Raw genomic sequence first — 24551 nt, forward strand, 5'->3', positions numbered from 1 at the left:
CCAAAACCCTTGGTGCACAGAAAGCCCAACCTGTGGGAGCGAGCTTGCTCGCGATGGTGTCGGATCTGCCAGCGTCGATGTCGACTGATACACCGCCATCGCGAGCAAGCTCGCTCCCACAGGCTCGGATCAGATGATGCGTCAGCGATTGGGTTGCGGGGTGAGGCGCAGGTAGGGTTTCACGGCGCGATAGCCCTTGGGAAAGCGCCGCTTGAGTTCCTCTTCATCCTTGAGCGACGGCACGATCACCACTTCATCACCGTCCTGCCAGTTGGCCGGGGTGGCGACTTTGTAGTTGTCGGTCAGCTGCAGGGAATCGATCACCCGCAGGATCTCGTTGAAATTGCGCCCGGTGCTGGCCGGGTAGGTGATGGTCAGGCGAATCTTCTTGTTCGGGTCGATCACGAACAGTGAGCGCACGGTCAAGGTGTCGCTGGCGTTGGGGTGGATCAGGTCGTACAGGTCCGACACCTTGCGGTCGGCATCGGCCAGGATCGGAAAATTGACCACGGCGTTCTGGGTCTCGTTGATGTCCTCGATCCACTTGTGGTGCGAGTCCACCGGGTCCACCGAGAGGGCAATGGCCTTGACCCCGCGCTGAGCGAACTCGTCCTTGAGCTTGGCGGTGAGGCCCAACTCGGTGGTGCATACCGGTGTGAAATCCGCCGGGTGGGAAAACAGCACACCCCAGCTGTCGCCGAGCCATTCGTGGAAGCGAATCTTGCCGGCGCTGGAATCCTGTTCGAAGTCGGGGGCGATGTCGCCGAGTCTGAGGCTCATGGTGCGGCTCCTGGATGAGGTTGTCGTGAGCCCAACTTTGCACCGGTTTCGATTGATTTAAAAAGAATAAATATCCATTTATCTAGATCATTAGTGAATATAAAAAACTGTTCACTGGCGCCATTCCGTCGACCGGCCCAAGATCGACATCGAGGTTCGAGAAGGCCTCGAGTTGCTGAAAGAGGAGAAGTTTCGGGGAGGGCTACAGGGGTGGGTCCGACTCGAAAAAACGTAAAGCCCCGCCCGGCGTGATGCCGGGCGGGGCTTTTTTTGTTTTGTACCCACACTACGGAAATTATTGACGCGATTTCAGGACGAGCGGCTAGGATAGGCAACATGAACACTCAAGCCTTGTTGACTCATCTGCAAAACCAACTCCCTGGTCTGCTGGCGGTTTACCTGTTTGGTAGCCATGCACAGGGCACCGTCGGGCCTGACAGTGATGTCGATTTGGCTGTGCTCTTGTCCGGCGAGGTTGACCCTGTGTCGTTATGGCAGCTTTCAGGGGATTTGGCGGATATCGCTGGCAGTCCGGTGGATCTGATTGACCTACGTGCGGCAACCACCGTCATGCAATATCAGATCGTGACCCGAGGCCAGAGACTCTGGGCCAGAGACGTACAGGCGGGGTTATTCGAAAGTTTTGTTCTCAGCGAGAAAACAGCCTTCGACGAAGCTCGAGCAGGCTTGCTCAAGGATATTCAGGAAGAAGGCATCGTGTATGGCCGATGATGTACTGATCAATAAAGCAGCGAGTATCGAGCGTTGCGTCGCCAGGGTACGGGAGGAATATGAGAAGGATCCCGCTACCTTCGCGACTGATTTCACTCGTCAGGACTCGGCCATTCTGAATATCCAACGTGCGTGTGAAGCGGCGTTGGACATGGGGCAGCACTTGATTCGCCGGGAGCGACTGGGCGTCCCGCAAAGCGCCCGGGATGTGTTCGAGTTGCTTTTCCAAGGTGGCTGGCTGGTTGAAGGCCTGGTGAAAAATCTGAAGAACATGGTGGGCTTCAGGAACATCGCCGTGCATGACTATCAAGCCCTGCAACTGCCGATCATGGTCGCGATCATTACCCAACACCTGGACGATTTCCTGGCGTTCAGTGCATTCATCCTGCGTAAAGACGCGACGCAGTCCGCACCTTAGCGGACAGCCGGCGGAGAAAATGCGCAGATCAAAACGCAAAAGCCCCGCCGGGCGCACTGCCGGGCGGGGCTTTTTTTACTTTTCTACGTCTTACAGGAAGTTGTAAGTGTAGTTGAAGATCAGGCGGGTCTGATCCTGGTCGGCAATACCAGTGCCGCTGCCACGGTAAGAACCGTAACGCAGGGTCGTGCCGAAGCCCTTGAGCGGACCTTGCTGGACAACGTAGTCCAGACGCATGTCACGTTCCCACTCGGAAGTATCGCTTCCGCCAGTAGCGGACTTGATGTCATCGCCGTGCAGGTAGGCAATCGCTGCCTTCAGGCCTGGAACGCCCAGGCCGGTAAAGTCGTACGAGTATTGACCAAAGGTGGTGTTCTCACCTGCACGGATGAACTGCTGGATCATGCTGTCGGTGAACAGGTAGAAGCTCGAACCACCCGCGCCTTCGTTACGACCGGCGTCATTGAGCAGGCTGCCCTGGTTCAGGTAGACGAAGCCACCATCATCGCCAACTTGTTGATGGCCCAGCAGGAACGCGCTGCCGCCCAGGGTATAGGTGAACATGGCGCTCCAGGTCTTGTTATCGACCTCGCCCGGGTTCTTGGCGTAGCCACCGTTGTTGTTGAAGCGATAGCCCGGGTCGCCGTTGCGGCCATCCGAGCTGCTGTCGAAGTAACGCAGGTCAGTCTTGAACGACTGGCCTTCGCTGATCGGGAAAACGTGTACCGCACCCAGGAAGTGCTGTTTGTAGTAATCCTGCAGGTTGGCGTAGTAGTACTGCAGGGTCAGGTCTTTGGTGACCTTCCAGTCGGCACCAGCGTAACGGAACTGGTTGCTGTCCTCAGTACCGCCGTTCACGGCCAGGCCAGTGCTGTTGGTCCCGGCACGACCCTGCGCATGCTCCAGTTGGCCGGCGTTGAACGTGACGTTGTCCAGGTCCTTGGAGGTGATCGTGCCACCTTCAAAGGTTTGCGGCAGCAGGCGGCCATCGTTGGCGACCAGGATCGGCAGGTTAGGCTGCAGTGCGCCACCCAGGTGAGCCTCGGTCTTGGAGAAAAGCGCCTTCACGTTGCCCGATGCGCGGCTCCAGCTGTGTTCGGCAGAGCCGTCGGAGTCACTTGGGGAGAAGGAGTTGTTGTCTGGGTGTTGACCCTTGCCACCGTCGAGGTGAAGACCGACCAACGCCTGGGCGTCGATACCAAAACCCACCACGCCTTGAGTGAAGCCGGATTTGTAGTCGAACTTCAGGCCAGTGGCGGCCTCACGCTGGTCGCTACCGCCTTCATGGTTATCGTTGTCAAAGTACATGGTGCGAGAACTGACGGACGCCTTGCTGTCCTCGATAAAACCCGCTGCGCCTGCCTGCTGCGCCAAAACCCCAAAGGCCACAGCCAGGGCCAAGGTAGACTTGTTCATGCTTCGCTCCTCTCGTTTTCTAATTCTTGTGTTCTTTGGTCCTGGATCGATCGTCCGGAATCCGCGGATGCGCGATTAGCGCCAGACCGTGACTAACAAGTCAATCGTAACCATTTGTGACTACGACCAAGGTCTAACCCTGCTACACCGGCCCGCAGGATAATGGATTCTCTATAAATCCAAAAAGAATTGTTTCATTACTTTTCAGCTCTTTTCGACATATGGTTACCCTCAACGCGTCAAGCCGTGAAAAGGCTTATCGGCGACGTTGAGGATTACTGAATGGTGTTTTAGCGGCTTTTGCGAGGTCCGCTCATCCTGCGGCGAAATAGCTCCGGCGCCTCCAATGGCTTCGATCCTGGATCACGACGGCGCGCACGCGGTGCGATCTTGAGCGTTCCAGACTAGCTGCTCATTGTCTGAAATCAAGGTCGCGGTGGCGCATGGGTTCAGGCCGGGCTCTACAGGGCCTTTTCGAATATCTTCGAATTACGCTGATAGTTGTAGAGCGACGCCCGCGCTGCCGGCAGACGATCGACGCTGCTGGGCTCGAAACCGCGTTCGCGGAACCAGTGGGCAGTCCGGGTCGTCAGTACGAACAGCGTCTTGAGCCCTTGGGCGCGGGCCCGGGTTTCGATTCGCTCCAGCAGTTCATCGCCCCGGCCACCGTGGCGGTATTCCGGATTCACCGCCAGGCAGGCCAGTTCCCCGGCATCCGAATCGGCGATCTGATACAGCGCCGCGCAGGCGATGATCATGCCTTCGCGCTCGACCACGCTGAACTGTTCGATCTCGCGTTCCAGCACTTCGCGGGAGCGACGCACCAGAATCCCCTGCTCTTCCAGCGGGCTGATCAGGTCCAGCAGGCCGCCAACATCTTCGATGGCCGCTTCGCGCACCACCTCGAATTGCTCCTGGGCCACCAGCGTACCGCTGCCATCGCGGGTGAACAGTTCAGCCAGCAGCGCGCCATCCTCGGCATAGCTGACGATATGGCTGCGTGCGACGCCGCCACGACAGGCCTGGGCCGCCGCATCCAGCAGTTCGGCCTGATAGTCGCTGCCCAGGCGCTGCATATGGCCCGGGACCTGTTGCGGGCGCAATTCCCGAACCAGCCGTCCGTCCTCGCCGATAAGCCCTTGCTCGGCGCCGAACAGCAACAACTTGTCGGCCGCCAGGTCGATGGCTGCCCGGGTGGCGACGTCTTCACAGGCCAGGTTGAAGATCTCCCCTGTGGGCGAATAACCCAACGGCGACAGCAACACGATGGAGCGCTCGTCCAGCAGGCGGTTGATGCCCTTGCGATCGACCCGGCGCACTTCACCGGTGTGGTGATAATCCACGCCTTCGAGCACCCCGATGGGACGCGCGGTGACCAGGTTGCCGCTGGCGACCCGCAGCCGCGAGCCCTGCATGGGCGAAGAGGCCATGTCCATGGACAGGCGTGCCTCGATGGCGATGCGCAACTGGCCGACGGCGTCGATCACGCACTCCAGTGTCGCCGCATCGGTGATGCGCATGCCGTGGTGGTAATGGGGCGTCAGGCCCCGTGCCGCGAGGCGGGTCTCGATCTGCGGACGCGAACCGTGGACCAGTACCAGGCGCACGCCGAGGCTGTGCAGCAGCACCAGGTCATGGACGATGTTGCCGAAATTGGGGTGTTCCACCCCGTCGCCGGGCAGCATGACGATGAAGGTGCAATCGCGGTGGGCGTTGATGTAGGGCGAAGCGTGACGAAGCCAATTGACGTATTCGGGCATGAACCTGGACCTGTAATAAATAACAGCCAAAAAAAGACGAAACAGAACGCACAACGGGCTGATGGTTATCGTCGGAACAGGCTTGGCGACACGCGCGCTCTCCTCATGTGATGAATACGGGCCCGCAAGGGCGCAATTTAACCGGCCGTGGTCGGCGTCAGGCAGTAATGGCCGATCAACTGCCGCAGCAACTGTACGGTAGGTTGCAAACGTGACATTTCAAGGTACTCGCCCGGTTGGTGGGCACAGGCGATATCGCCAGGACCGAGCACCAGGGTTTCGCAGCCAAGGCGCTGAAGATAAGGCGCTTCTGTGCCGAACGCCACTGCTTCGGCGCGATGGCCGGTCAGTCGTTCGGCCACGCGGACCAACTCGGCGTCCTCGGCCTGCTCGAACGGCGGCACTTCGGGGAACAGCGGCGCATAGTCGATCTTGACCTGGTGTCGCTCGGCAATCGGCTCGAGCTTCTGCCGGATCGCCGCCCGCAGCACTTGCGGGTCCATGCCCGGTAACGGGCGCAGGTCGAATTCCATGGAGCACTGGCCGCAGATCCGGTTGGGATTGTCGCCACCGTGGATGCATCCGAAGTTCAGGGTCGGTTGCGGCACGCTGAACTGCGGATTACGGAATTCACGCTGCCATTGCAGGCGCAGGCCACGCAGTTCACCCATGGCATCGTGCATGGCTTCGAGGGCGCTGTGGCCCAGGCTTGGGTCGGAGGAGTGGCCGCTGCGCCCGAGAATATCGATGCGCTCCATCATCACGCCCTTGTGCAGGCGAATCGGCCGCAGGCCGGTCGGCTCGCCGATCACCGCCGCGCGCCCCAACGGTCGGCCGGCATCGGCCAGGGCCCGGGCGCCGGCCATGGAGCTTTCTTCGTCACAGGTCGCGAGGATCAGCAGCGGTTGCTTGAACGGTTGGTCCAGCAGCGGCTTGACCGCTTCGATGGCCAGGGCGAAAAAGCCCTTCATGTCGCAACTGCCCAGGCCCACCCAACGGCCATCGACCTCGGTGAGCTTCAATGGATCGGTCTGCCATAACGCACCGTCGAACGGCACCGTGTCGCTGTGACCCGCCAACACCAGGCCGCCGGGACCACTGCCGAAACTGGCCAGCAAATTGAATTTGCCGGGGCTGACCTGCTGGACATCGCAGGAGAACCCCAGCTCGGTGAGCCAGCCTGCCAGCAGCTCGATCACGGCACTGTTGGACTGGTCGAGCCCAGGTTGGGTACAGCTGACCGAAGGCGTGGCGATCAGGGCAGCGAATTGATCTTTCATGGACGGCAAAGGCATCGCTGACTCCAGGCTTACAGATTGATGTCCATCATAGAACCATCCGGCGCAAGGAATAAACCGTCGCGGCGCGTAGGATGAGCGAGTCCTGTACACTGCACGGCCTTGGCAGCCACACCTTCCCCCGGCTGCGCACCCGATCCCTGGATTTTCCGGCCATGCAGAAAGAAACCGAAATCAAACTCCGCGTCAGCCGCGAGACCCTGGCAGCCTTGCGCGAGCATCCGCTGCTGAAAAAACGCAACAAGAGTGGCTGGGAACGCCACGAATTGATGAATCAGTATTTCGACACGCCAGAGCGCGACCTGGCCCGGGCCAAGGTCGCCCTGCGCCTTCGTCGCGACGGTGAAGAGGTGATCCAGACCCTCAAGACCCGCGGCCAGAGCGTCGCCGGCCTGTCCGAACGAAATGAATACGACTGGCACCTGCCCAAGGCCAAGCTCGATTTGAAGAAGCTCGACGGCGAATGCTGGCCCGAGGCCCTGGCCGAACTGGACAAGAAAACCCTCAAGGCCATCTTCACCACCGATTTCGTCCGCGAACGCGCTGAAATCGCCTGGGGCCGTGGCAAAAGCAAGGTGGTCATCGAAGCCGCCCTGGACCTGGGCCACGTCGTGGTGGGCAAGCAGAAGGAAGAAATCTGCGAACTGGAGCTGGAATTGCGCGAAGGCGAGCCCGCCGCCCTGCTGGAGCTGGCCGCCGAGCTGGCCGCGACCCTGCCCTTGATGCCGTGCGACATCAGCAAGGCCGAGCGTGGCTATCGCCTGCATGACGCGGGTAGCTATGCCTTGAGCCTGCCAGCCCCGCAGTTGACCGCCGAAACGCCGCTGGATGACGCCTTCGCCGCGCTGAGCTGGCATTTGCTCGGCAGCAGCCAACGCCTGGCCGAACAATACCGTTTCAATGGCCACTGGCGCCTGCTGCAGGACTGGGTGGAAAACCTCGCCGAACTGCGTGCCCTGCTCAGCAGCCTCGGCCAGGCCGCGCCACGCCAGTCGACCCACGACCTGCGCCTGGCCCTGGACGCGTTGCTGGAAGACTGGCGTCCGCTGGTCCAGGCTGGCCTGGACGACGAAGACGTGCGCAAGGCCGCGCCGGAGCAGTTCCTTGAAGAGCTGCAAGACCCGCGCTGGGGCCTGTTTTCCCTCAATACTTCACGCTGGCTGCTGGCCCGCAGTTGGGCCGCCGAGCGCAACACCCGTGGCAACCGCCAGGGCGCAGCGCAACTGGGCAGCTGGCTGCCGCGTCTGCTGGGCGAAGAATCCTCGTCCCTGCAATTGCAACGCTATCAGCAGCAGCCGGAAGACCTCGCCGAGCAACTGCCGCGTATCGAACGCATCCAGGCCTGGCTGCACCACGCCCGTCATGTGCTGGAAATCCCGGAAATGGATCGCCTTTACGGTGAGCTGAACAAGCTGGCGCAACTGGCCAACCAACCCATCACCGACGAAACCCTGGATGCACGCAAGCAGCAGGCGATTGCGGTGTACCAGAATCGGGCCTGGAAGACTTTGCTGCGGCTGTGATGCCGTCATCGCGAGCAAACTCGCTCCCACAGGGGTTCAGCGTTGCAACCACCTCCAGTGGCCGCTGAAGATCAACCGTGGGAGCGAGCTTGCTCGCGATGGGGCCAGCACATCCTCCACAAAACTCAGCGCACCACCGGCAAACTCGTCGTCGACTTGATCTCCGACAGCGCCACGATCGAATTCACTTCCTGGATCCCCGGCACCATCGACAGCTTTTCGAAAAAGAATCGCTCATAGGCTTCGATGTCCGCCGTGACGATGCGCAACAGAAAATCCACAGCGCCCATCAACACGTAACACTCCAACACTTCGGGGAAGCCGCGAATCGCCTCGGTGAACTCGGTGAAGTTCGAACGGCCATGGGCGTTGAGTTTCACTTCGGCGAAGATCTGCGTGTTGAGACCGATTTTCTTGCGATCCAGCAACGTCACCTGACCGCGGATGACGCCCTCCTCCTTCATCCGCTGGATCCGCCGCCAGCACGGCGATTGAGACAAGCCGACCTGCTCGGCGATTTGCGCACTGGACAGCGAGGCATCCTCTTGCAGCAGCGCCAGTATCCGGCGGTCGTAGCTATCCAGTTCGCTTTGCATAAATAAACCCACAACGAATTGTTTTGAGAATCATACGATTCGAAAAATCGTCAGAACCACTCATCTTAGATAAGAAATACCCCGCACCCCATGTAAATATTTCTCCCGCCCCCCAGGAGACCCGCCATGCCCCCACTCGAAGCCGTTGCCACAACCACGACCCGCGCCGACGTCTGGCACGCCGCCAATGCCCATTGCCGGGTGCAGTACCAGATGCTGGCCGAGGCCGAGCCGGACCTGCTGTGCCGGGCGTTGAACCTGTTTGCCTTGCAGGGCCTGACGCCACGGCACGTGCGCGTCGAGCGCCTCGACGATCTGCTGTCCCTGGACATCGGCCTGGACGGGCTGAGTTGGCATCGAGCCCTGGTGATCGCTGAAAAATTACGTAACCTGATCGGCATGTGCTCGGTGGACCTGCAAAGCGTTGAATTTACGGGGGTTGAGCCGATCCAGGCGGCCGGTTGAGCGGCCCATGGGCAAGACCTGGTAACGCATTGGTCGGGTAGTGGCCCAACGGACCACGGGGTCGGGACTATTCTTTTGCAGACCGAGCGAGGACGCCGAAGCGTCTGTATCGCGGCTTTGCTGCAATTGTCCAATAGGAACCCGCATGTCCACCAAACACGCCACTCAGGACCGCTGGCTGGACCTCAATGATCTGCTGCGCCAACTGGTCACCCAGGGCTTCATCAGCCAGGACTCGGCCGAAACCGCGCTCAACGCCCGCCGACGCCACAGCGCCAATAGCCAGCTGCATCCGCTGGAGTTCATTGCCAACCAGCACCTGGACGATCTCAGTCGACCCGGCAAGCGCCTGGACCTGGAGAACCTGACCCTGTGGTTGTCCCAGCAGGCCGGCCAACCCTACATGCGCATCGACCCGCTGAAAATCAACGTGGCGGCCGTAACGCCCTTGATGTCCTATGCCTTTGCCCAGCGCCACAAGATCCTCGCGGTAGCGGTCGATCGTGATGCCGTCACCGTCGCCAGCGCACAGCCCTACGTCAGCAGCTGGGAAGCCGACCTGACCCACGTGCTCAAGCTGCCGATCAAGCGGGTGGTCGCCAACCCGGTGGATATCCAGCGCCTGAGCGTGGAGTTCTATCGCCTGGCCAAATCGGTCAGCGGCGCCACCACGGTCGATCAGCAACCGAGCAACCTGAGCAATTTCGAACAGTTACTCAACCTGGGAGCCAGTGACCAGGAACCGGACGCCAACGACGCTCACATCGTCAATATCGTCGACTGGCTGTTCCAGTACGCCTTCCAGCAGCGGGCCAGCGATATCCACATCGAACCGCGCCGTGAGCAGGGCACGGTACGGTTTCGCATCGACGGGGTGCTGCACACCGTCTATCAGTTCCCGCCGCAGGTCACGATGGCGATCGTCAGCCGCCTCAAGAGCCTGGGACGGATGAACGTCGCGGAAAAACGCAAACCCCAGGACGGCCGGGTCAAGACCAAGACCCCGGACGGTGGCGAAGTGGAATTGCGCCTGTCGACTTTGCCCACGGCGTTCGGCGAAAAAATGGTCATGCGGATCTTCGACCCGGAAGTGCTGCTCAAGGATTTCGACCAGCTCGGTTTCTCCGCCGACGACCTGCGCCGCTGGCAGGACATGACCCGCCAGCCCAATGGCATTATCCTGGTGACCGGGCCTACCGGTTCCGGCAAGACCACCACCCTCTACACCACCCTCAAGAAACTGGCGACGCCGGAAGTGAACCTCTGCACCATCGAGGACCCGATTGAAATGGTCGAGGCGTCCTTCAACCAGATGCAGGTCCAGCACAACATCGACCTGACCTTCGCCGCCGGGGTACGGGCATTGATGCGGCAAGACCCGGACATCATCATGATCGGTGAGATCCGTGACCTGGAAACCGCTGAAATGGCGATCCAGGCGGCGCTGACCGGGCACCTGGTGCTGTCGACGCTGCACACCAACGACGCGCCGAGCGCCATCAGCCGCCTGCTGGAGCTGGGTGTGCCCCATTACCTGATCAAGGCCACCGTGCTCGGGGTCATGGCCCAACGGCTGGTGCGCACCCTGTGCCCGCAATGCAAGGCCCCGCTGGCCCTGGACGAAGACGACTGGCAGACCCTGACGCGACCCTGGCAGGCACCGTTGCCGAGCAATGCCCAACAGGCCGTCGGCTGCCTGGAATGCCGCGACACCGGTTATCGCGGCCGCGCCGGTGTCTACGAAATCATGCAACTGACCGACAGCGTCAAGGCCTTGATCCACCCCGACACCGACCTGCTGGCGGTGCGCCGCCAGGCCTTCAAGGAAGGCATGCGCAGCCTGAGGCTGTCGGGGGCGCAAAAGGTGGCGGCGGGCTTGACCACTGTAGAAGAAGTGTTGCGTGTGACACCGCAGAGCGAACAGAAGTAGCGGTGGCGAGAGGCTGTGGGAGCAAGGCTTGCCCGCGATGAAAATGACGCGGTCTCCCGGGGAGGCAAGGCGCCTGCATCGCGAGCAAGCTTTGTTCCCACAGAGTTTGCTCCCACAGAGTGAGGATAATGGCCGCTTGCCCTACACTCAGGGCTCGCAGGTCCATCTCACTTCGCACAGGGAACCGTCATGCAGATCGGTAGCGTACTTTTACTTTTCATCGGCCTGGTGGTCGCCATTCTCTTCATGGGCTTCAAGGTCGTGCCCCAGGGCTACCAATGGACTGTCGAGCGGTTCGGCCGCTACACCAACACCCTCAAGCCCGGCCTGAACATCATCATCCCGGTGATGGATCGCATCGGGCGCAAGATCAATGTCATGGAAAGCGTACTGGACATCCCACCCCAGGAAGTCATCACCGCCGACAACGCCACGGTACAGATCGACGCCGTGTGCTTCTTCCAGGTGGTCAATACGGCCCAGGCGGCCTACGAGGTCAACAACCTCGAACACGCCATCCGCAACCTGCTGCAAACCAATATCCGCACCGTGCTGGGGTCCATGGAGCTGGACGCGATGCTGAGCCAGCGCGACGGCATCAACGAAAAATTGCTGCGCACCGTCGATGAAGCCACGGCGCCGTGGGGCATCAAGATCACCCGGATCGAGATCAAGGACATCAGCCCCCCGGCCGACTTGATGGCCGCCATGTCGGGGCAAATGAAAGCCGAACGTATCAAGCGTGCCCAAATCCTCGAAGCCGAGGGCCTGCGAGCGTCGGCGATTCTCACCGCCGAAGGCAAGAAGCAGGCGCAGATCCTCGAGGCCGAGGGCAGCCGCCAGGCGGCGTTCCTGGAGTCCGAGGCCCGTGAGCGCCAGGCGCAAGCCGAAGCGTTGGCCACCCAGGTGGTGTCCCAGGCCATTGCCGACGGTAACGTCCAGGCCGTGAACTACTTCGTCGCGCAGAAATACATCGATGCACTGGGCAAACTGGCGTCGGCCAACAACAGCAAGGTGATCCTGATGCCGCTGGAAGCCAGCCAGGTCATCGGCGCGGTCGGTGGCATCGGCGAAATCGTCAGGGCCACCTTCGACAGCAAGAAAGCCTGAGGCGCGCGTATGTGGGGGTTCCTGCAACACATGTCGTACTGGGACTGGCTGGCGCTGGGCGTCATCCTGCTGATCCTTGAAGTGTTCGGCGCCGGTGGTTACCTGCTGTGGATCGGCATGGCCGCCGCGGCAGTCGGCGTGCTCACGTTCATCCTGCCGCAGATGCCGTGGGAACTGCAGTTCCTGTTGTTCGGCCTGTTCGCCATCGCCACGGCACTGTACTGGTGGCGACGCCAGCGCAGCGCCGTGCGCCAAAGCGATCAGCCGCATCTGAACCTGCGCGGACAGGAACTGATCGGCAAGGTTTTCCTGGTGCATGAAGCGATTGTCGATGGCCGTGGCAAGATCAAGGTGGCCGACAGTGTCTGGCTGGCCAAGGGGCCCGAGTCGTCCGTTGGCACACGGGTCAGGGTGGTGGCGCAGGAGGGGGCGGTGCTGCAGGTGGAACGGGCTGACTGACAAGTCATGGAACTGAATCGAGACGCAGGTAATCCAACGTCATAGTTAACCCAGTGGAGTCACCTATCATGCGTCTCAAACTTGCTGTCGCTACCGTAGCCTTGCTGTCTCTTCCTGTTGGCTCGGCAATGGCCGACACGTTTTGGCGTAACGTCATCTCGTCCGGTGCGACCACCGGTTCCACCTACCTGACCTTCAAGGATCACAAACTGATCGTCGCCGCCCAGGACGATGCCGGCAGCTTCGTCGCCAGTGATGGCGGTATCCGTGGTCCTTACCTGGAAGCGGCGATGCAGAAAGTGCGTGCCGACAACCCAGGCCTGCAAGCCACCGACATGGAACTGGCCAACGCGATCCTGGCGAAAAACGCCGTCGCCCAGGATTGATGCCCGACCAATAAAAAATGCCGCTCGATGAGCGGCATTTTTTTGCCCGGTGAAAACCCCAAGGCTATCCCAACCCCTTGTGGGAGCGAGCTTGCTCGCGATAGCGGAGTGTCAGCCCACATCAATGCCGCCGATCCACCGCTATCGCGAGCGAGCTCGCTCCCACAGGTGCGGTCGTCCTTACTCGCCGATGGCAGCCTTGTAACCCGCCGCGTCCAGTAACTTGTCCAGTTCAGACTTGTCGCTTGGCTTGAGCTTGAAGATCCAGGCGCCGTACGGATCAGAGTTCAGCAGTTCAGGCGAACCGCCCAACTCTTCATTGACCGCAATCACTTCACCCGCAATCGGGGAATAGATATCGGAAGCGGCTTTGACCGACTCCACCACACCGGCCTGGTCACCTGCGGCAAAGGCCTTACCGACTTCAGTCAGCTCGACAAAGACCACATCGCCCAAGGCTTCCTGCGCATGATCGCTGATGCCCACAGTGACGGTGCCGTCAGCTTCCAGGCGTGCCCACTCATGGCTTTCGGCAAAACGCAGTTCGGCAGGGATATCACTCATATTCTGTGTCCTCAATAGAAAGTGTCAGCGGCCAGCGGCCCGCCGCAAAAGGTTAGATCAGGGTTTTGCCATGGCGGACGAAGGTCGGTTTGACCACCCGTACCGGGTACCACTTGCCGCGAATTTCTACCTCGGCACGGTCGGCGGTTGCCATCGGAACACGTGCCAGGGCGATCGACTTGCTAAGCGTAGGAGAAAAACTACCACTGGTGATCTCCCCTTCGCCAACATTGGCGATGCGAACCACCTGATGGGCGCGCAAAACACCCCGCTCTTCCAGCACCAGCCCGACCAGTTTGTGCTGCACACCACTGGCAAGCTCGGCTTCCAGCGCACTGCGCCCGATGAACCGACGGCTCGCCGGCTCCCAGGCGATACTCCAGGCCATGTTCGAAGCCAGCGGTGAAACATCCTGGTGGATATCCTGGCCGTAGAGGTTCATGCCGGCCTCCAGGCGCAAGGTGTCGCGGGCGCCGAGGCCAATGGGCGAAATGCCAGCGCCGACCAGGTCGTTGAAGAAACTCGGGGCTTCCTGGGCGGGCAGGACGATTTCCAGGCCATCTTCGCCGGTGTAGCCGGTCCGGGCGATGAACCATTCGCCGTCGGCGCGCCCTTCGAAAGGCTTGAGTTGCTGGATGATTTGCCCACGGGATTGTGTGACCAGCTCGGCAATCTTCTGCCGGGCGTGGGGGCCCTGGATCGCCAGCATCGCCAGCTCGGGGCGCTCGAGCAGTTGCGCGTCGTAGTCACCGAGCTGTGCCTGCATCCAGGCCAGGTCCTGATCGCGGGTCGAGGCGTTGAAGACCAGGCGATACCCGCCCTCGACACGGTAGATGATCATGTCGTCGACGATGCCGCCGCGCTCATTGAGCATCGCGCTGTACAAGGCACTGCCTGTGTCTTGCAAGCGGTCGACGTCATTGGCCAGCAAGCGCTGCAGCCAGACCTTGGCCTGGGGGCCGGCGACGTCGATCACGGTCATGTGGGATACATCGAACACACCGCAGTCGCGACGCACCTGATGGTGTTCTTCGACCTGCGAGCCGTAATGCAAAGGCATATCCCAACCGCCAAAATCGACCATCTTCGCGCCAAGGGCGAGATGAAGGTCATACAGAGGCGTACGCTGTCCCATGGGTTTCTCCTTCCGGGCTTGGCGAAGGTGCGGACGGACACTGCGTAGCGCGAACGTCTGAAAAAAGGAGTTTTCTGACGCTCTCAGTTGTCCGGTCCGACAGACGGACCGCACCGAATGCCGCGCATTGTAGCCGCATGAGGTAGGACTGGCACCTAGCTGTTTCGATGGGCCGAACGTCGTATCAATCCGATGACCGGCAACAGCCCCACCAATACCAACGTCAGCGCCGGTAGCGCGGCCCGGGCCCACTCCCCTTCGCTGGTCATCTCGAAGATCCGCACCGCCAGCGTGTCCCAGCCGAACGGGCGCATCAGCAACGTCGCGGGCATTTCCTTGAGCACATCGACGAACACCAGCAACGCTGCGCTCAAGGTGCCGGGCAACAGCAATGGCAGATACACTTTGAAAAACAGTCGCGGCCCACTGACCCCAAGGCTGCGTGCCGCCTCGGGCAAGGACGGACGAATGCGCGCCAGGCTGCTCTCCAACGGACCGTAGGCCACAGCCAGGAAACGCACCAGATACGCCAGCAACAGCGCCGACAGGCTGCCCAGCAACAACGGCTTGCCTGCACCGCCGAGCCAGGTCGACAGCGGTATGACCAGCTCACGGTCCAGGTAGCTGAACGCAAGCATGATCGATACCGCCAGCACCGAACCGGGCAAGGCATACCCCAGGTTCGCCAGGCCGACGCCGGCACGAATCGGACGGGTCGGCGCCAACCGCCGGGCGAACGCCAGCAACAAGGCCACACAGACGGTGACCAGTGCCGCCAGGGCGCCCAGGTAGAGGGTGTGGACGATCAGCCCGGCATAACGCTCATCCAGGTCGAAACGACCGCGTTGCCAGAACCACACCACCAACTGCAGTACCGGGATGACAAACGCGCAGGCAAATACCAGGAAGCACCAGCCACTGGCCGCCACGGCCTTGAGGCCGCGCAACGTGTACAGCGCCTTGACCCGGGGCCGCTCGTTACTGGCCCGGTGAGCGCCGCGGGCCCGGCGTTCGCCGTAGAGCACCAGCATCACCGCCAGCAACAGCAGGCTGGCCAGTTGGGCAGCGCTGGAGAGGCTGAAGAAGCCGTACCAGGTCTTGTAGATGGCGGTGGTGAAGGTGTCGAAGTTGAACACCGACACCGCGCCGAAATCCGCCAGGGTTTCCATCAGCGCCAGCGCCACGCCCGCACCGATGGCTGGCCTGGCCATTGGCAGCGCCACACGCCAGAACGCCTGCCACGGCGACTGGCCCAGCACCCGGGCAGCCTCCATCAAGCCCTTGCCCTGGGCCAGGAAGGCACTGCGCGCCAACAAATAGACATAAGGGTAAAAGACCAGAACCAGCACCAGGATCACCCCGCCGGTGGAACGAACCCGAGGCAGGCGCAAGCCGCTGCCGAACCATTCACGCAACAGCGTCTGCACGGGACCGGCGAAATCCAGCAGGCCAACGAAAACGAACGCCAACACATAGGCCGGAATCGCGAACGGCAGCATCAACGCCCAATCGAGCCAGCGACGTCCCGGGAATTCACACAGGCTGGTGAGCCAGGCGAGGCTGACACCCAGCAAGGTCACGCCGACACCCACGCCAAGGATCAAGGTGAGGGTGTTGCCCAACAAGCGCGGCATCTGCGTATCCCACAAGTGGGACCAGATTTGCTGGTCGATGCTCTGCCAGGACAGCAGCAAGACACTCAAGGGCAACAGGACCAGCGCAGCGATGGCGAAGACCAGGGGGTACCAGCGGCGTTGGGCGGGGTGGGTCAAGGAATACTCTCGTTAAACAAACTGTCACGTGGCGAAGGATCTTACTCCCGCTGGGCTCTGTAGGAGCTGGCGAAGCCTGCGATCTTTTGATCTTTCGCTTGGGACTTAATTGTCTGGGGAAAGATCGCAGCCTCGTTCCACTCGACAGCTCCTACACAGCTGCAGGAGCACAAGCTCGTCTTAATTCCAGCCTGCGCGATCCATCATGCGAATGGCTTCGGCCTGGCGTTTACCCGCGACTTCCACCGGCAAGGTATCGGCCTTGAACGCACCCCATGCCGCCACTTCCTTGGACGGCTCGACCTTCGGGTTGGCCGGGAACTCCTGGTTCACGTCGGCGAAGATGCTTTGCGCTTGCGGCGTGGTCATCCACTCCACCAGTTTCTTGGCGGCATCCGGATGCGGCGCATGCTTGGTCAAGCCAATGCCCGAGAGGTTGATGTGCACACCGCGATCAGCCTGGTTCGGCCAGAACAGCTTCACCTTCAGGTCCGGCTTCTGCTGGTGCAGGCGGCCATAGTAGTAAGTGTTGACGATACCGACATCGCACTGGCCAGCATTGATCGCTTCAAGCAATGCGGTGTCGTCGGAGAACACGTCGGTGGACAGGTTCCTGACCCAGCCCTTGAGGATTTCCTCGGTTTTTTCCGCACCGTGGGTTTCGATCAGCGTGGCGGTCAGGGACTGGTTATAGACCTTTTTCGAGGTCCTCAGGCACAGACGGCCTTCCCACTCCTTGCCGGCCAGCGCTTCATAGGTGGTCAACTCGCCCGGTTTAACCCGGTCGGTGGAATAGGCAATGGTCCGCGCCCGCAGGCTCAAGCCGGTCCAGGCGTGGGACGAAGCGCGGTATTGGGGCGGGATGTTGGCGTCGATCACCGGGGAGGTGAACGGCTGGAGAATACCCATCTGCTCGGCCTGCCAGAGGTTACCGGCATCGACGGTGAGCAGCAGGTCGGCGGTGGCGTTCTCGCCTTCGGCCTTGATCCGCTGCATCAATGGCGCTTCCTTGTCGGTGATGAACTTCACCGAGACGCCGGTTTTCTGGGTGTAGGCATCGAAGACCGGCTTGATCAGTTCATCGATACGCGAGGAGTAGACCACCACCTCATCGGCGGCCTGGACGGCAGTGGTGCCGATCAGGGTCAAGGCGAGGGCGGACAGCAGGCGCTTGGTTGCCAACATGGTAGCGGTCTCTGGGTGGCGAAAGAGGCGCAAATGATAAGGACTCACATTTGGCATCTCAATCGAACAGTGGGCGGACACATTTCCAAATGTTGCACAGATGGATTGAGGTGGCTGTGCCGGCCTCATCGCGAGCAAGCTCGCTCCCACATTCGATCCGGTGAAACCTGTGGGAGCGAGCTTGCTCGCGATGAGGCCATAAGCCTCAACCCACATCTCAGGCCTTGGCCAGATCCGGCAAATCCCCACTCAACCCCAGCGCCTCACGCACGAACAAGGCCTTGGCCTCAGGCAGGCGGTCCACCAGTTTCAGCCCGGTGTTGCGCAACCAGCGCACCGGCAGCGGATCGGCCTGGAACAACCGCTCGAAGCCCTCCATCGCCGCCATCAGCGCCAGATTGTGGGGCATGCGTCGGCGCTCGTAGCGGCTCAACACCTTCACGTCCGCCAACCGCTCGCCACGGCCGGCCGCGTGCAACAGCACTTCGGCCAGCACCGCGGCGTCGAGGAAACCCAGGTTCACCCCCTGCCCGGCCAGCGGATGGATGGTATGGGCCGCGTCGCCGATCAGCGCCAGCCCTTCGGCCACGTAGCGCTTGGCATGTCGCTGGCGCAGGGGCACGCACAGGCGCGGGTCGGCGCTCAGCACCGGGCCAAGCTGGCCTTCGAAGGCGCGTTCCAGTGCGCTGCAGAATTGAGTGTCATCGAGCGCCATCAAGCGCTGCGCTTCTTCGGGGGTGGTGGACCAGACAATCGAGCACCAGTCGTGCTGGCCGTCACGCTCAAGAGGCAGGAACGCCAGCGGGCCGTTGTCGGTGAAGCGCTGCCATGCCGTCATCCGATGCGGCCGGGTGCTGCGCACGCTGGTGACGATGGCGTGGTGCAGGTAATCCCATTCGCGCGTCGCCACGCCGGTCAGGCGGCGCACAGCGGAATTCGCGCCATCGGCGGCAATGACCAGGGGGGCCCGCAACGTGCGGCCATCGGCCAGGGTCAGCAGCCAGTCGTCGCCGGAACGCCGCATCTGCTCCAGCCGGGCGTTGGCCAACAAGCCCAGGTCGCAGTCATGCAGGCGGTCCAGCAGGGCATCCTGCACCACGCGATTTTCCACGATGTGCCCAAGCGTCTCGGCATGCAGGCTGGCTGCCGAAAAATGGATCTGCCCGGTACCACTGCCGTCCCAGACGTGCATGTCGGTGTAAGGGCTGGCACGCCGGGTGGTAATGCCCTCCCAGACGCCCAGGCGATCGAGGATCCGCTGGCTGGCCGTCGACAAGGCACTGACCCGGGGCTCGAACGTGGCCTGGGGGTCGAAGGGCTTGACGCTCATCGGGCTGCCGTCGAGCAACAACACTTGCAGGCCACTGCCCTGCAACGCCAGCGCCAGGGCGCTGCCGACCATACCGGCGCCGACAATCAGCAGATCTGCACGCAATTCCATGCTCTAAGCCTGTTTTGCGGGCGACATCAGCCGCCCATGAAAAGAAATGACCACCCCAGCCTCACGCATCGGGACGCGTCCCCAACCCCATGGCCTGGCGGGCGAACCAGCGCTTGGCCGGAGGCAGCAGGTCGAGGCCCAGCAAGCCGAGGTTGCGGCCCAGGGACACCAGCGGCAGGCTGCTGCCGAACAGCCGCGTGACCTGGTCGGAGAAGCCCACGGTCAGGGCCTGGTCCATGCGCTGGCGCTCGCGATAGGCTTGCAACACGGCAAAATCCCCCGGCTCGCGATCGCTGTCGAGCAAGGTATCGGCCAGGGCCTGGGCATCACGCAGGGACAGGTTGAACCCCTGCCCGGCAATCGGATGCAGGCTGTGGGCGGCATTGCCCAGGATCGCCAGGTGCGGACGGACCTGCTCTTCGGCTTCCACCAGCGCCAGCGGGTACAGGTGCCGTACACCCACCTGCTTCAGCGTACCCAGGCGATAACCGAACACACCCTGCAATTCGGCGAGGAAGCCGCGCTCGTCGAGGGCCGCCAGCCGTTGCGCGTCCATGCCCTGGCGGGTCCAGACCAGCGCGCAACGATTCTCCGGCAGCGGCAACAAGGCCATCGGGCCGTCATCGGTGAAGCGTTCGAAGGCCATGCCATTGTGGGCTTCGCTGGGGGTGATGTTGGCGATCAAGGCGCTCTGGTCATAGGGGCGGCTGCGCACCCCGATGCCCAACTGCTCGCGCAGGCTGGAGCGACCGCCATCGGCCAGAACGGCAAGGTCGCACTCCAGGGTGGTTTCGTCGTCGAGGGTCAGGCGATAACCGCCGACCAGTGGCTCCATGCGCGTAACCTGCGCCGGGCAGCGCCAACTGACCACCTCCGGGTCCAGGCCTTGCCACAGGCACTGGCCGAGCCAGGCGTTTTCCACCACGTAGCCCAGGGCCGGCACGCCCTCTTCCATGGCCGACAGCCGCGCCGTGGAAAACCGCCCGCGATCGGACACATGGATCTGCTTGATCGGTTCGGCACGACGGGAAATCTCCTGCCAGACACCCAAGCGTTGATAAATCTGTCGGGCACCGTAGGACAACGCCGAAGACCGGGCATCGTAGCTTGGCTGCCAGGCATTACCGGGGGCGAAGGGCTCGATCAGGGTGATCCTCCAGCCCCGGGCCTTGGCACCGGCCTGCAGGGCCAGCGCCAGGCTCGCGCCGACCAGGCCACCGCCAATGATCGCCAGATTGACCCGGCTCATGCCGCTTGCGTCCGGGCGGCGGCCATCAGGGCCTCGATGTCGGCGACCGTTTTCGGCACGCCTCGGCTCAGGATTTCACAACCGGTTTTGGTCACTACCACGTCATCCTCGATGCGCACGCCAATGCCGCGCCATTTTTTCGCGACGCTGCGGTTGTCCGGACTGATATAGATGCCCGGCTCCACCGTCAGCGTCATGCCGATTTCCAGGACCCGCCACTCGCCGCCAACCCGGTATTCGCCTACATCGTGCACGTCCATGCCCAGCCAATGGCCGGCACGGTGCATGTAGAACGCCCGGTAGGCCTCGCTGGCAATCAACTCGTCCACATCGCCCTCCAGCAGCCCCAGGCGCACCAACCCTTCGGTAATGACCCGGACCGTCGCTTCGTGGGCCTGGTTCCAGTGTTTGTCCGGCGCGATCTGGGCAAACGCGGCTTCCTGGGCGGCCAGCACCACTTCGTAGATCGCCTTCTGCTCGGGCGAAAACTTGCCGCTGACCGGCCAGGTACGGGTGATATCGCTGGCGTAGCAGTCGATTTCACAGCCGGCATCGATCAACACCAGGTCGCCGTCCTTGAGCAGCGCATCGTTCTGCTGGTAGTGCAGGATGCAACTGTTGCGCCCCGCCGCGACGATCGAGCCATAGGCCGGCATCTTCGCCCCACCCTTGCGGAATTCATAATCGAGCTCGGCCTCCAGGCTGAACTCATGCAACCCCGGGCGCGCCGCCTGCATCGCCCGGATGTGCGCCTGGGCGGAGATCCGCGCCGCTTCGCGCATGACCTTCAGTTCCGCCGCCGATTTATACAGGCGCATATCGTGCAGCAAGTGATCCAGGGCAACGAATTCGTTCGGCGGCTGGGCGCCGAGGTGGGCCTTGGAGCGAATCACGTTGATCCACTCCATCAGGTGCCGGTCGAATTCAGGGTTGCTGCCCATGGCCGAATACACCCGGTCGCGGCCTTCGATCAGGCCCGGCAGGATGTCGTCGATGTCGGTGATGGGAAACGCGTCGTCGGCACCGTAGTCACGGATCGCCCCTTCCTGGCCGGCGCGCAGGCCGTCCCACAACTCACGTTCAGCGTTGCGCTCGCGACAAAAGAGGATGTATTCGCCATGGGCGCGGCCGGGCATCAGCACCAGCACCGCCTGCGGCTCGGGGAAGCCGCTGAGGTACTGGAAGTCACTGTCCTGGCGGTAGACATGCTCGACGTCGCGGTTGCGGATCGCAACGGCGGCGGCGGGCAGGATTGCGATGCTGTTGGGCTCCATCTGCGCCATCAGGGCCTTGCGGCGACGGCTGTATTCCGATTTCGGGATATGAATCATGGGCAGACGGGGTTCCCTCTGACATTCAGTGCAAGGACGGCTTGGGGGCCGCTGCATCGGTTTTCTTGGTCTCGGTGAACAGTAGCAATGGTGCGACCCGCAGGTACTCCATCACTTCCATGTAGTCGCTTTCGCCGTCATCGGACTCTTCCAGGGCATCCTGGACCTGGGAGATCGCGGCCAGGTCCTGCAGCACTTCCTTGGCCTCTTCGCTCAGCGCGTATTCGCGGCGGGTCAGGCCGAAGCCGGCAAGGAAGCCCTGGCACCACTGGCCCAGCGCCGCGGCGCGTTCGGCCAGGGGGGCGTCGTCAGTGGGCAGCAGCAGGACGACAGTCATGTCATCGCTGGTCAACTCGCCCTTGACCATTTCCTGCAGGCCGATCAGCGCGTTACGGACGTTGTCCGCCGGCTCGCCTTCCAGCAGCTCGGCGGCGTCGGCCAACCAGCCGTCGGCGTCGAAACCGGCGCCGGCGCAACTGCGGCCGAGCAACAGGCCATGCAGTTCGGCAGGCGAGACAGGGTGACCGCTGGTGCTCAGCAGGGTGGCGAATGCTTGATACGGGGAATTCTGAATGGGCATGGGCAGCTAGGCGCCAGACGGCGCTATGTCTAGAATGGAGGCCTTGTATCCTACATCGACAGACTCGCCAAGACTATCAGAGGCTGTGCGACCCACATCCCTCCATCAGACACATTCTTCAGTGGACACAATGGAAGACACCGACCTGCAAGCGCTGATGGCCAGACTCGAACTGCTAATTGACCGGGTCGAGCAACTTAAGAGCCAAAACGGACTCCTATTAGCTCAGGAAAAAACCTGGCGCGAGGAACGCGCGCACCTCATTGAAAAAAACGAAATCGCCCGGCGTAAGGTCGAATCGATGATTTCGCGCCTCAAGGCCCTGGAGCAAGACTCATGAGTTCAAGCAATAGCGTTACCGTGCAGATCCTCGACAAAGAATATTCGATCATCTGCCCCCAGGAAGAGCGCAGCAACCTGGTGAGCGCCGCCCGTTACCTGGACGGCAAGATGCGCGAGATCCGCAGCAGCGGCAAAGTCATCGGCGCCGACCGCATCGCCGTCATGGCCGCCTTGAACATCACCCACGACCTGCTGCACCGCCAGGATACGCCGGACGTACAGGTCAGTGGCTCGACCCGTGAGCAGGTACGCGACCTGCTCGATCGGGTTGATCTGGTGCTCGCCACCGATCCAGACGTCAGCAAGGGCTGATTCGCGAAGCTGCCTGGGGTATACTCGCCTCACTCCCTGGGGTGCTTGCCAGTTGGTGATGTCCCTGAGCCGATACGCACAACCACGGGGGTTGCACGTTGGGGCCGGTGTGCATGTCCGCTTGACGGAAAGCCTTAACGCCCCCTGCAACTTCCACCTTGAACTTTCGGGTTCAAGGGCTAAGCCGACAGCGGTTCATCCGGGGAGCCTGACTCCAGACAATGCCAGTCCATGTGGACTGGCATTGTCGTTTCCGGGCGCAGGCATTTCTGAGCGTCCTGTTTTGCGGTTACGCTGTGCGGCATCGCCACTGCGTGAAGCCTCGACATGACTGAACCCGCGCTGCTGCCCCGCCCGCAACTTCGACGCCTGCTACGTCAGGCCCGTCGCGCCCTGACGCCCGCCCAGCAACGGCAAGCCGCCCGCGGGCTGTACACACAACTGGCCCAGCATCCGCTGTTCCGCCGGGCGAAGCACATCGCCCTGTACCTGCCCAACGATGGCGAGATCGACCCGCGCCTGCTGCTGCGCGCGGCCCAACGCCGGGGCAAGGCCACTTACCTGCCGGTACTCAGCCCGTGGCCGCGGACCAAGATGGTGTTCCAGCGCATCCACCCCGGCGAAAAAATGCAACCCAACCGGTTTCGCATCCCCGAGCCACGCAAGAACATCGCCCGGCAACGCAAGGTCTGGACGTTGGACCTGGTGTTGTTGCCATTGGTGGGGTTTGACGATGCGGGAGGTCGGCTGGGCATGGGCGGCGGCTTTTACGACCGCAGCCTGGCGTACCTGGCGCGACGCAAGCAGTGGCGCAAGCCAACGCTGTTGGGGTTGGCCCATGAATGCCAGAAGGTCGAACGATTGGCGCAGGCAAGCTGGGACGTGCCGCTGCAGGGAACGGTCAGCGACAGGCAATGGTATATCGCGGGGTTGGCGCCGCGGTAATCAGCGGCGCCTGGAAAGCAGGTTCAGCGTTTGAGCGATGGCGCGGGTTGGGTAATGTCCATCGGCGCCTCGGTCTTGTTGGTCCACAGGCTTTGGGCGTAACCCGTGGTCACGACACCCAGACCGAACAGAATGACCAAGATCCACAACAAATCCGGTTTGCGTTTCATCGATTGCCCCCCTCAAGGCATATCACACACGATGACAGCAGCGGTTTTCTTATTGGCCGTGCAGCAGCGTCAAGCTTGGAAGGCCGGCATTTTGCGACAACCGGCCCCGACACGCAAATGCTGGCGTCAACCGACCGTCGGTTTGTCATAAAATCGCCGAACTATTTTGATACCCACCGCCCAGGAGAAAAAATCATGGCTTATTGGCTGATGAAGTCCGAGCCCGACGAATTGTCCATCCAGGGCTTGGAAAAGCTCGGCCAGGCCCGCTGGGACGGCGTTCGCAATTATCAGGCGCGCAATTTCCTGCGGGCCATGGCGGTGGGTGACACGTTCTTTTTCTACCACTCCAGTTGCCCCGAGCCAGGCATCGCCGGGATTGGCGAAATCATCCAGGCGGCCTATCCCGATCCTACGGCCCTGGACCCGGACAGCCATTATTTCGACCCCAAGGCCACCCCGGACAAAAACCCCTGGACCGCGATCGACGTGGCCCACGTCGAGACGTTCCGCCACGTGCTGAAACTCGACTACCTCAAGCAACAGGCCGCCCTGGCGGAAATGCCGCTGGTGCAGAAAGGCTCGCGGCTTTCGGTGATGCCGGTGACCGCCGAGCAATGGGCAGCAGTGATTGCCCTGCGTTGAACATCCA

Annotated in this window: 26 protein-coding genes and 1 other RNA gene; 13 read left to right on the forward strand and 14 right to left on the reverse strand. The window is 61.9% G+C overall.

The genetic code is table 11. The features are described from left to right. Positions 1-141 precede the first annotated feature (141 nt). On the reverse strand, positions 142-780 hold the full coding sequence (locus tag BLU85_RS20825) for a peroxiredoxin (protein WP_092203165.1): 639 nt from the start codon (positions 778-780) through the stop codon (positions 142-144). A gap of 336 nt (positions 781-1116) precedes the next feature. Between BLU85_RS20825 and BLU85_RS20830 the strand changes: the two genes are divergently transcribed. Together BLU85_RS20830 and BLU85_RS20835 are read left to right on the forward strand one after the other, a co-directional pair. Beyond that, positions 1117-1512 (forward strand): type VII toxin-antitoxin system MntA family adenylyltransferase antitoxin, encoded by a 396-nt coding sequence (locus BLU85_RS20830; protein ID WP_092203167.1) that lies wholly within the window; start codon positions 1117-1119, stop codon positions 1510-1512. After that, on the forward strand, positions 1502-1930 hold the full coding sequence (locus tag BLU85_RS20835) for a type VII toxin-antitoxin system HepT family RNase toxin (protein WP_092203169.1): 429 nt from the start codon (positions 1502-1504) through the stop codon (positions 1928-1930). The genes BLU85_RS20830 and BLU85_RS20835 overlap by 11 nt, the downstream gene beginning before the upstream one ends. A gap of 90 nt (positions 1931-2020) precedes the next feature. On the opposite strand, the gene BLU85_RS20840 is transcribed toward BLU85_RS20835, so the two are convergent. The 3 genes from BLU85_RS20840 to argE form a co-directional block, all read right to left on the reverse strand. Next, positions 2021-3346: an OprD family outer membrane porin gene (locus tag BLU85_RS20840; RefSeq protein WP_092203171.1), complete on the reverse strand. Its 1326-nt coding sequence runs from the start codon at positions 3344-3346 to the stop codon at positions 2021-2023. Between the two features lie 461 nt (positions 3347-3807). Beyond that, entirely contained in the window at positions 3808-5106 is a 1299-nt protein-coding gene (gene argA, locus BLU85_RS20845) for an amino-acid N-acetyltransferase (protein ID WP_053126389.1), read from the reverse strand. A gap of 137 nt (positions 5107-5243) precedes the next feature. Continuing rightward, positions 5244-6401, reverse strand: coding sequence for an acetylornithine deacetylase (gene argE, locus BLU85_RS20850; protein WP_092203173.1), 1158 nt, complete (start codon positions 6399-6401; stop codon positions 5244-5246). A 158-nt stretch (positions 6402-6559) separates the two neighbouring features. On the opposite strand from argE, the gene BLU85_RS20855 reads away from it, so the two are divergent. Continuing rightward, the gene (locus tag BLU85_RS20855) at positions 6560-7927 is read left to right on the forward strand and encodes a CYTH domain-containing protein (protein WP_053189063.1); all 1368 of its coding nucleotides are present in this window, start codon (positions 6560-6562) and stop codon (positions 7925-7927) included. Between the two features lie 125 nt (positions 7928-8052). Here BLU85_RS20855 and BLU85_RS20860 read toward each other — a convergent pair whose 3' ends face one another. Next, a complete protein-coding gene (locus BLU85_RS20860) occupies positions 8053-8523 on the reverse strand; it encodes an Lrp/AsnC family transcriptional regulator (RefSeq protein WP_092203176.1) in 471 nt (156 codons plus the stop codon). Between the two features lie 126 nt (positions 8524-8649). On the opposite strand from BLU85_RS20860, the gene BLU85_RS20865 reads away from it, so the two are divergent. The 5 genes from BLU85_RS20865 to BLU85_RS20885 all read left to right on the forward strand — a co-directional run bounded on the left by BLU85_RS20865 (position 8650) and on the right by BLU85_RS20885 (position 12873). Beyond that, positions 8650-8988 (forward strand): hypothetical protein, encoded by a 339-nt coding sequence (locus BLU85_RS20865; protein ID WP_092203179.1) that lies wholly within the window; start codon positions 8650-8652, stop codon positions 8986-8988. A gap of 145 nt (positions 8989-9133) precedes the next feature. Next, a complete protein-coding gene (locus BLU85_RS20870) occupies positions 9134-10918 on the forward strand; it encodes a type IV pilus assembly ATPase TfpB (protein WP_072405963.1) in 1785 nt (594 codons plus the stop codon). 189 nt (positions 10919-11107) lie between these two features. After that, the gene (locus BLU85_RS20875; RefSeq protein WP_014340768.1) at positions 11108-12028 is read left to right on the forward strand and encodes an SPFH domain-containing protein; all 921 of its coding nucleotides are present in this window, start codon (positions 11108-11110) and stop codon (positions 12026-12028) included. A 9-nt stretch (positions 12029-12037) separates the two neighbouring features. Continuing rightward, the gene (locus BLU85_RS20880; RefSeq protein ID WP_092203181.1) at positions 12038-12487 is read left to right on the forward strand and encodes an NfeD family protein; all 450 of its coding nucleotides are present in this window, start codon (positions 12038-12040) and stop codon (positions 12485-12487) included. A 68-nt stretch (positions 12488-12555) separates the two neighbouring features. Next, positions 12556-12873 carry a DUF2388 domain-containing protein gene (locus tag BLU85_RS20885; protein ID WP_072405965.1) on the forward strand — a complete coding sequence of 106 codons (318 nt, stop codon included), beginning with the start codon at positions 12556-12558 and terminating at the stop codon, positions 12871-12873. Between the two features lie 180 nt (positions 12874-13053). Here BLU85_RS20885 and gcvH read toward each other — a convergent pair whose 3' ends face one another. From gcvH to BLU85_RS20925, 8 genes are all read right to left on the reverse strand, one after another. Next, complete coding sequence (gene gcvH, locus BLU85_RS20890) at positions 13054-13437, reverse strand: glycine cleavage system protein GcvH (RefSeq protein WP_092203183.1); 384 nt, start codon at positions 13435-13437, stop codon at positions 13054-13056. 52 nt (positions 13438-13489) lie between these two features. Next, positions 13490-14572: a glycine cleavage system aminomethyltransferase GcvT gene (gcvT, locus tag BLU85_RS20895; protein WP_092203185.1), complete on the reverse strand. Its 1083-nt coding sequence runs from the start codon at positions 14570-14572 to the stop codon at positions 13490-13492. Positions 14573-14727: 155 nt separating this feature from the next. Continuing rightward, the gene (locus BLU85_RS20900; protein WP_092203187.1) at positions 14728-16344 is read right to left on the reverse strand and encodes an ABC transporter permease; all 1617 of its coding nucleotides are present in this window, start codon (positions 16342-16344) and stop codon (positions 14728-14730) included. A 180-nt stretch (positions 16345-16524) separates the two neighbouring features. Further along, positions 16525-17529 (reverse strand): extracellular solute-binding protein, encoded by a 1005-nt coding sequence (locus tag BLU85_RS20905; RefSeq protein WP_092203190.1) that lies wholly within the window; start codon positions 17527-17529, stop codon positions 16525-16527. A gap of 217 nt (positions 17530-17746) precedes the next feature. Continuing rightward, positions 17747-18964 carry a 2-octaprenyl-3-methyl-6-methoxy-1,4-benzoquinol hydroxylase gene (locus tag BLU85_RS20910; protein WP_170847614.1) on the reverse strand — a complete coding sequence of 406 codons (1218 nt, stop codon included), beginning with the start codon at positions 18962-18964 and terminating at the stop codon, positions 17747-17749. 67 nt (positions 18965-19031) lie between these two features. Next, positions 19032-20219, reverse strand: coding sequence for a 2-octaprenyl-6-methoxyphenyl hydroxylase (gene ubiH / locus BLU85_RS20915; protein ID WP_092203194.1), 1188 nt, complete (start codon positions 20217-20219; stop codon positions 19032-19034). Then, complete coding sequence (gene pepP, locus BLU85_RS20920) at positions 20216-21550, reverse strand: Xaa-Pro aminopeptidase (RefSeq protein WP_092203196.1); 1335 nt, start codon at positions 21548-21550, stop codon at positions 20216-20218. The genes ubiH and pepP overlap by 4 nt, the downstream gene beginning before the upstream one ends. A gap of 25 nt (positions 21551-21575) precedes the next feature. Next, entirely contained in the window at positions 21576-22130 is a 555-nt protein-coding gene (locus tag BLU85_RS20925) for a YecA/YgfB family protein (RefSeq protein WP_060740134.1), read from the reverse strand. 130 nt (positions 22131-22260) lie between these two features. Between BLU85_RS20925 and BLU85_RS20930 the strand changes: the two genes are divergently transcribed. The 4 genes from BLU85_RS20930 to BLU85_RS20945 all read left to right on the forward strand — a co-directional run bounded on the left by BLU85_RS20930 (position 22261) and on the right by BLU85_RS20945 (position 23729). After that, the gene (locus tag BLU85_RS20930; protein WP_003177365.1) at positions 22261-22470 is read left to right on the forward strand and encodes a TIGR02449 family protein; all 210 of its coding nucleotides are present in this window, start codon (positions 22261-22263) and stop codon (positions 22468-22470) included. Next, positions 22467-22784: a cell division protein ZapA gene (locus BLU85_RS20935; protein ID WP_039590276.1), complete on the forward strand. Its 318-nt coding sequence runs from the start codon at positions 22467-22469 to the stop codon at positions 22782-22784. Before BLU85_RS20930 ends, BLU85_RS20935 begins: the two co-directional genes overlap by 4 nt. A gap of 30 nt (positions 22785-22814) precedes the next feature. Then, positions 22815-22994: non-coding RNA, 6S RNA (ssrS, locus tag BLU85_RS20940), on the forward strand. Between the two features lie 117 nt (positions 22995-23111). Continuing rightward, positions 23112-23729, forward strand: coding sequence for a 5-formyltetrahydrofolate cyclo-ligase (locus tag BLU85_RS20945; protein WP_092203198.1), 618 nt, complete (start codon positions 23112-23114; stop codon positions 23727-23729). A 23-nt stretch (positions 23730-23752) separates the two neighbouring features. On the opposite strand, the gene BLU85_RS31175 is transcribed toward BLU85_RS20945, so the two are convergent. Further along, positions 23753-23899: a hypothetical protein gene (locus BLU85_RS31175; protein ID WP_092203200.1), complete on the reverse strand. Its 147-nt coding sequence runs from the start codon at positions 23897-23899 to the stop codon at positions 23753-23755. Between the two features lie 195 nt (positions 23900-24094). On the opposite strand from BLU85_RS31175, the gene BLU85_RS20955 reads away from it, so the two are divergent. Further along, positions 24095-24544, forward strand: coding sequence for an EVE domain-containing protein (locus BLU85_RS20955; protein ID WP_092203202.1), 450 nt, complete (start codon positions 24095-24097; stop codon positions 24542-24544). Positions 24545-24551 lie beyond the last annotated feature (7 nt).

It is taken from the genome of Pseudomonas sp. NFACC14, from assembly GCF_900106885.1.
Taxonomy (GTDB): Bacteria; Pseudomonadota; Gammaproteobacteria; order Pseudomonadales; family Pseudomonadaceae; genus Aquipseudomonas; species Aquipseudomonas fluorescens_AA.